At 56.0% G+C, this 7,358-nt stretch carries 5 protein-coding genes; 1 reads left to right on the top strand and 4 read right to left on the bottom strand.

Going from position 1 to position 7,358, the window contains the following annotated elements:
• The first annotated feature begins 635 nt into the window (after nt 1–635).
• Nucleotides 636–1,940 (top strand): MFS transporter, encoded by a 1,305-nt coding sequence (locus AAH446_RS15725; RefSeq protein ID WP_342907615.1) that lies wholly within the window; start codon nt 636–638, stop codon nt 1,938–1,940.
• Here the strand turns inward: AAH446_RS15725 and AAH446_RS15720 are convergent, their stop codons facing one another.
• The 4 genes from AAH446_RS15720 to AAH446_RS15705 all read right to left on the bottom strand — a co-directional run bounded on the left by AAH446_RS15720 (nt 1,941) and on the right by AAH446_RS15705 (nt 7,318).
• Entirely contained in the window at nt 1,941–2,261 is a 321-nt protein-coding gene (locus AAH446_RS15720; RefSeq protein WP_342907614.1) for a YfiM family lipoprotein, read from the bottom strand.
• Between the two features lie 61 nt (nt 2,262–2,322).
• Nucleotides 2,323–3,678 carry a CDP-diacylglycerol--serine O-phosphatidyltransferase gene (pssA, locus tag AAH446_RS15715; RefSeq protein ID WP_342907628.1) on the bottom strand — a complete coding sequence of 452 codons (1,356 nt, stop codon included), beginning with the start codon at nt 3,676–3,678 and terminating at the stop codon, nt 2,323–2,325.
• Nucleotides 3,679–3,792: 114 nt separating this feature from the next.
• The gene (locus AAH446_RS15710) at nt 3,793–6,450 is read right to left on the bottom strand and encodes a bifunctional acetate--CoA ligase family protein/GNAT family N-acetyltransferase (protein WP_342907613.1); all 2,658 of its coding nucleotides are present in this window, start codon (nt 6,448–6,450) and stop codon (nt 3,793–3,795) included.
• Nucleotides 6,451–6,619: 169 nt separating this feature from the next.
• On the bottom strand, nt 6,620–7,318 hold the full coding sequence (locus AAH446_RS15705) for a tRNA-uridine aminocarboxypropyltransferase (RefSeq protein WP_342907612.1): 699 nt from the start codon (nt 7,316–7,318) through the stop codon (nt 6,620–6,622).
• Nucleotides 7,319–7,358: the final 40 nt, after the last annotated feature.

Genomic DNA, 7,358 nt, shown 5'->3' with positions numbered 1-7,358 from the left:
GAACACGGCCATCCGTGTGCACGTTGAACCTGCCCGCGCCACGCCGGTACTGTACTCCTCCCATCCCCGGTATTCCTGCGAAACCCTGAGCCTAACAGCAGATAAATCTGGCCTGTAACGGTAAGCTCTCGCCGCCCATACCGTTACCTCCTCCGGCAAATCCTTAAGCGTCATCTGACGGTCAGGTTTTTTTGCGTTACGGGGCGGCAGGAGAGGGCCATCCGTGTGCACGTTGAACCTGCCTGCGCCACGCCGGTACTGTATCCGCTCCGGAATTTTGCTGTCGCGGTCAGGTTTTCACTCTTTCCCCGCCACTGTATCCATATTTTGGTAATTTTCTGTCTGCCAGAGTAGCGATCGGGGAAATCGAGCGCTTCATCCTGCGTTCAGTGATGGAAATCCACCCTTTATTACTCTTACTTAAGGCAAATTCTTCAGCATTATTTCCGTCAGCCCGCCAGCCCGTCAGCAAAAAGTTACCGCTTTCAGCCTGCCCCCTTTCTTTTCACCTGTTTACCAGCCTGCGCAACAAACCATTAGCCAGGCTTATAGATATCTTTCTGAATTGTTATATGCCGTGTTACTCTTCAGTTAACAGGCTGATGATAATAACGAATAAACATTGAGAGGGAGATATGGCAGATATAAATACCGGGCATCCGTCAGAAGACTCGCCCGTCGCGATCACAACAGGTCAAAGGATCCGGGCTATCGTTGGCGCTTCTTCAGGTAATCTGGTTGAGTGGTTCGACTTTTACGTTTATTCATTTTGCTCCCTCTATTTCGCGCATGTTTTTTTCCCCTCAGATAACCCTAATACTCAGCTGCTGCAAACGGCGGGCATTTTTGCGGCAGGTTTTCTGATGCGCCCGATTGGCGGCTGGCTGTTCGGCTACATAGGGGATAAGCATGGTCGTAAAACATCTATGCTGATTTCCGTTTGCATGATGTGCTTCGGATCGCTGGTGATCGCCTGCCTGCCTGGCTACAACGCGATAGGCTTATGGGCACCTGTATTGCTGCTGCTGGCCCGCCTGTTCCAGGGATTATCCGTCGGTGGGGAATATGGCACCAGCGCCACTTATATGAGTGAAGTGGCGGCAGAAGGTAAGAAAGGATTCTATGCCTCATTCCAGTACGTCACGCTAATCGGCGGACAGCTGATGGCGTTACTGACCGTCGTTGTGCTTCAGCATATCCTTTCAGATAGCGAGCTCAGGGCCTGGGGATGGCGGATCCCCTTTGCGCTCGGCGCGGTGCTGGCGGTGGTGGCGCTTTTTCTTCGCCGCTCCCTGAATGAAACTTCCGATCGGGCTACGCGTGAACATAAAGATGCCGGTTCGCTGAAAGGGCTGTGGAAGCATCGCCGCGCTTTTATCATGGTGTTGGGGTTTACCGCTGGCGGCTCGCTAAGCTTTTATACTTTCACTACCTATATGCAAAAGTACCTGGTCAATACTGCCGGAATGGAAACGAAAACCGCCAGCGGCCTGATGACCGCGGCGCTTTTCGTTTTTATGCTGATCCAGCCGGTCATCGGCGGACTTTCAGATAAGATTGGTCGCCGCAGCGCTATGCTGATTTTTGGGGGACTGGCCGCAATCTGTACCGTGCCCGTTCTGACATTATTGCAAGACGTATCAAGTCCCGTTATCGCCTTCGCGCTGGTAATGACGTCACTGATTATTACCAGCTTTTACACCTCTATCAGCGGTATTCTCAAGGCCGAAATGTTCCCCCCGGAAGTCAGGGCGATGGGCGTGGGGCTTTCTTATGCGGTAGCGAATGCACTCTTTGGCGGATCGGCGGAATATGTAGCCCTGCTGCTCAAGGGGATGGGAAATGAAACCAGCTTCTTCTGGTACGTTTCTGCGATGGGGGCGGTCGCCTTCCTGGTCTCGCTTATGCTGCACCGGAAAGGGAAGGGCGTACGGCTCTGATTACTGCCCGATATTCCATAATGCGTAGCCGGTGGCAGCACCGGCTACATCCCAGCTGAGATCTTTCCAGCTCCAGCCCGATCCGGCTTCACGGCTGTCATACAGCTCTTTTGCGACACCCAAAGTGATGGAAAACATCAGGCCGAAACTGCCGCTGTGCCGGTCACGCCAGCCTTGCTGTTCACCCCATGCGTTACCCGATGCGGCGACGAAAGCTGAAGCGATAAAATGCTGAGCCTTATCCGGCCCTGTCCATTTATCCCCGGCCATATGGGTACAGCCCGTGCAGCACAGCGTGGCGAGAAGCAAAATAGTGCGCATCGTTCTTTCCTGTAAAAAGGCCCTGCGTATACCGCAAGGCCTGAAATAACAAAAAAGCGAACTACAGGATACGGCTGATTAGCCTGTCTATGCGGATTCGGCGCAGGCGACGAATAAGCTTGCGAACTTTTAACGGGTAATCCGCAATGCTTTCAAGCTCCCTGAAGTGGCTGACAACCGTCGTATGTTCACGGATCAGCGCCAGCTCCTTCTCACTTTGATCGGCAAGCTGCCCAAGAGGATCGTGGATCAGGATCGCATTCTCAAGATCGAGTCGCCAGGCGCGGGGGTTCAGGTTATTCCCGGTGATCAACATCCATTCATTATCGACCCACATCCCTTTGAGATGATAACTGTTTTCGCCATCCTTCCAGAGGCGCACCGTTAGCTGCCCGTTGGTGACATAATATTGCAGCCGGCTCAGGAAACGGCGGAGATTGATCTCATACAGATAGGGAAGCGCGCCGATGATCTTGAACGGCTGATCTTCCGGAATATAAAAGTCATTGGCGGTTTTATCACCGACGATGATCTCCACGGCCTTGCCGCGTCGCAGTAGCCAGATAATATTGCGGGCCAGAATGGCAGGCATATTAAAATAGGGCGTACAGAGCGTCAGCTTCTGCTCGGCGCAGGGCATCAGATGGAATATGGTCTTATTCAGAAGGCTGCGCTTGCCCAGGCCTACCAGCGGCGTGACGGCCAGCTGTTCGTTGGTCGCATTGCCGTGAAATTCATAATCGAAGCCGCGAAGATCCTGGCGGAACTGGCGGGTTTCATTTTTGATTTCCGGACTTTTTGGCCGTTCATGTTTATCCAGACGATGTACGGCGTCTGCCTGAATAAGATTTTTATCGATCCAGTGAAGTAGCGTATCAGCCAGCTTGGGGTTGGTGATTAGCTGATAGCGGTCGTAGCGGTATTTATCATGCTGATGAAGGTAGACATCGTTCAGGCTGGCGCCGGTATAGAGCAGCGTATCATCGACAATCGAGCCTTTGAGATGCAGCACGCCTAATGCCTCGCGGGTATTTACCGGTACGCCATAAACCGGAATGGCTAATTCAGGATCCCGATCGGCCATTTCGCAATACCAGTCAGCGTTCGTCGCTCCTTGCGCCGCGCCGATGCGGCCACGTTGCGCACGATGCCAGTCAACCAGAATGCAGATATCCAGCGCCGGTCGCCGACGTTTGGCTTCATAAAGCGCCGACAGTATGGCACGTCCACCATCATCGTTTTCCAGATAAAGCGCAACGATACAGATACGCCGTTCCGCACCCGCGATTTTCTCCAGCAGCGTCTGCCGGAACTCCGCAGGTGAATACAGCGTGGTGAAATCAGCAACCGACTGAGACAGTTTGGGCAGTTGCGCAAGGTGCTGTTGGTGTTTATTGCGTTTAAATTTGGACAACATCACAATGCGTATCTTCTCTGTTCATGGAATGGCCTTTTGCCTTAAAATCATCACCCTAACCGCTAATATTACCATTAGTTCACGCTGAGGGGACCAGTTTTACGTTTCCAGACATTATCGGTGCGGCGGCGTAAGGGGAAGTGACAGGCTGACGATGCCATCCTCCAGCTGAATATCGACCGCGAATCCGAGCTTGCGCGCCAGCGCGATCATGCCCCGGTTGCCCGGCATAGTAATGCCGTTGAGACGGTCGAGGCCGTGTTGGCGGGTATAGATAATCATCTTTTCCAGCAGTCGTCGCCCCAAGCCCAGTCCTTTCAGATCGGATCGTACCAGTACCGAAAACTCCGCATCAATATTATCCGCATCGGAGATGGCTCTCGTCACGCCGATAATCTCTTCTTTACCTGCCTGCTGGCGAACAGCGACAAAGGCCATTTCCCGATCGTAGTCGATCTGGGTCATGTTAGCCAAATCATCATGGGAGAACTCGTTGATCTCGCTAAAGTAGCGATAATACAGATCTTCTTTGGTCACCTGCGCAATAAATTCTCTCAGCTGCGGTTCATCCTCCGGCAGGATCGGCCGGAAAAGACAGCGCTGACCGTTTTTCAGCTGTACCGGTTCTTCAAGCGCGTGAGGATAGGGCCGGATCGCCAGCCGGGCTTCAGGATCGCCCTGGAAGTCGGCCAGTTGCAGGGTGACGTCCAGCAGAGAGAACTCACTGCCGGAGGCGAGCAGCGGGTGAATATCCAGCCGCACAATTTCGGGACAATCCACAATAAGGTTGGAAACCTGTACCAGAACCTGGCTGATTCCGGCAACATCCAGCGGACGAAGCGCGCTACGGCCACGAATTTTTCCGCTTTTGATCGCCTGGATGACCAGATAGCGGGCCAGCGTCATATTCAGCGGTGGCAGCGCGACAACGGCCTGCTTATCCGCCTGCCACTCAATTCCGCCTTCGCCAAGCATGATTAACGGGCCGAAAACCGGATCCTGCTCGACGACAATCCGCAGCTCCTGCGCCCCGGCCCGGTTGGCCATACTTTGCACCAGCAAACCGTGAATATTCGCCTGAGGCCAGGCAAACTTAACGCGATCAAAAATAGCTTCAGCCGCCTGCTGCACCTCGCCGGCGGTACGAAGATAGAGCATGACGCCCTGAACTTCCGATTTGTGCGGAATATCGGGGGACCGAAGCTTCAGGGCGACGGGATAGCCAATCTGACCGGCAATATGGACGGCTTCCGCGCTGTCGCTGGCGATCCAGGTGGGCAGGGTGCTCAGCCCATAGGCCTGGAGGATCTCCCGAACCTCGTGGGTATCCAGCGTGGTTGCGCCCTCATCCAGCGCCTGACGGATCAGCCGGTGGGCATCTGCCGTATTGGCGGTCAGATTCGCGGGCAGGGCGGGCGTTTCGCGCAGCTGCTTCTGGTTGCGCCGGTACTCAACCATATGCATAAAGGCGGTGACGGTGCCTTCCGGCGTACGGTAGGTAGGAATCCCTGCATCGCTGAAGAGCCTTCTCGCTTCCTGAGAGGAGAATTCCCCGCACCAGTTGCTGAGCAACGTCACCTGCTTCGCCCTTGGGTGCGCTTTAATCGCATCCAGTAATTTCTGCGCGGTAGGCGTCGCTGGCGCAACGGCGCTGGGAGAGTGAATAATCATCAGCGCATCAAGATCCTGACTATCGAGCAGGCGGAGCACCGTTTGCAGATAGCGTTCTGCGGTAGCATCGTCTCTGAGATCCAGGGGATTACCGGCGTTAACGCCATCGGGCAGCAGCTCACGAAGGTCAGTAAGGACTTCCTCACTCAGGCTGGCGAGCTTGCCGTTGCGGGCCTCCAGGGCGTCCAGCGCCAGCGCAGCCGGCGCACCGCCGTTGCTGACAATCATCAGGCGCTCTCCCCGCAGGGGACGCATATGGCTGAGCGTTTCAACGGCGGAGAAGAGTTCATGGGTATCCTGCACGCGCAGCATGCCGGCACGCTGAATCGCGGCATCCCAGGCGGCGTCGAGGCCAGCGTGCGTCTTCAGAAGTTTCTGCGCCTGCTGGCTCCGCCCGCTCTTGATCACCAGAATCGGTTTATTACGGGCGGCGCTCCGGGCCGCTGACACAAACCGGCGGGCGTCGCTGATGTGCTCCAGATAAAGCAGTATCGCGCTGGTTTTGCCGTCGCGAGCCAGGAAGTCAAGCAGGTCATCGGCGTCAATGTCCAGGCTGTCACCCAGCGCGATAAACCAGGAGAACCCCAGCTTTCGCTGCTGCGCCCAGTCAAGGATAGTGTTAGAGACGGCGGCGGACTGGGAGATAAAAGCCAGCTTGCCCGGCACGATGGGCACCGGTGAAAAACTGGCGTTCAGTCCCTGCCACGGCGCGAGAAGGCCAAGGCTGTTGGGGCCGAGCAGACGGATCTGCCACTGGCTGGCGCACTGCCGCAGGGCATCAAGCTGGCTCTCCGGCGCGGAAAGGATAATGCAGGCCTTACAGCCACGCTCGCCGAGCGCCTGCAAAAGGTCGAGGTTGCGGCTGGCATGCGTACAGATAACGGCGAGGTCGGGCGAAACGGGAAGGCTGGCGACGTCCGGCCAGGCGAGCACGCCGCATACCGCTTTGTATTTCGGCGTGACGGGCAGTACCGCGCCGCTGAAGCTCCCGGCGAGCAGGTTACGCATCATCAGGTAACCCGCCCGGCCGGGCCGCACTGAGGCGCCAATGACCGCAATCGACCCCGGTTTCAACAGCGCTTCTAATCCACGTTGGCTCATGTCCTGCTCCTGAAGGAATCCCTCACTGATTCTAAACGCTTTCAGCGAGATAAACCGTACCCGGCAAGCGAAGTCGTTAATTTTCCTGTAAAGAAATGCCGTATCAGCACAAGCCTGTCGCCGTTGACAGAAAAAGAGGCACACCCTGAAACGCACTCTCAAACCACAGTTAGCCGCCGTTTTCTTCTCGGGCGGGCAGAACGGGACTGTGCGGTTTTCCTGCCAGGTAACGCTGGCGGAAGAGGTCAAAATGTTGCGACAGCGCGATGCCCGCCGCGGTATCGCCCGCCTGCATCAGCAGCTCAGCAGCCACTTCCGCCGTGCAGTGCTGCCCTTCAGCATGAGCCTCACGAAGCTGATAGTTGGACGGTTTGGTCAGCGTCAGCGACATGACCGGCAGAGCGTCAAGCCAGGGGCTTTTCCGGAACATTTTGCGGGCTTCGGTCCAGGTCCCATCAAGCATAATAAAGAGTGGGGGCTTGCCGCTGCGCGGTGGCGTGGTAAGGACGGGACGATCTGCATCGGCATACGATTGTGGGAACACCACCATAGGCTGGATCTCAGGGTTTTTTACGGCATCCAGCAGGGAAGGGTCGGGCTGCGTTCGTGACCAGCCGAATGCCTGCGTCTCCGGTAAAATATCGGCGATCAGCCTGCCGGTATTGCTGGGTTTCATCGGCTCGGTATCGAACATCACCAGACAAAAACGGCTGCGCGCCTGTCCGGGCTTCAGCGTGGCGCAGAGGCAGTGTTGCCTGGGAAGCAGACAGCGCTGACAGCGCAAAATACGGTTGCCACGGGCAAGAAAAGGACGCGTGGCGCGGGCCAGACGTTCGGCACGAAGTCGAAGAACGGCGTTTTCAGTCATAGCGGATTATCTGATGAAAACGCCATTCTAGCGGAAAGCG

The sequence above is a fragment of the Erwinia psychrophila genome (genome assembly GCF_039023475.1).
In the GTDB taxonomy this organism is placed as follows: domain Bacteria; phylum Pseudomonadota; class Gammaproteobacteria; order Enterobacterales; family Enterobacteriaceae; genus Erwinia.
The sequence above is the reverse complement of the archived record's forward strand: the minus strand, read 5'-3'. Positions and strand labels throughout refer to the sequence as shown.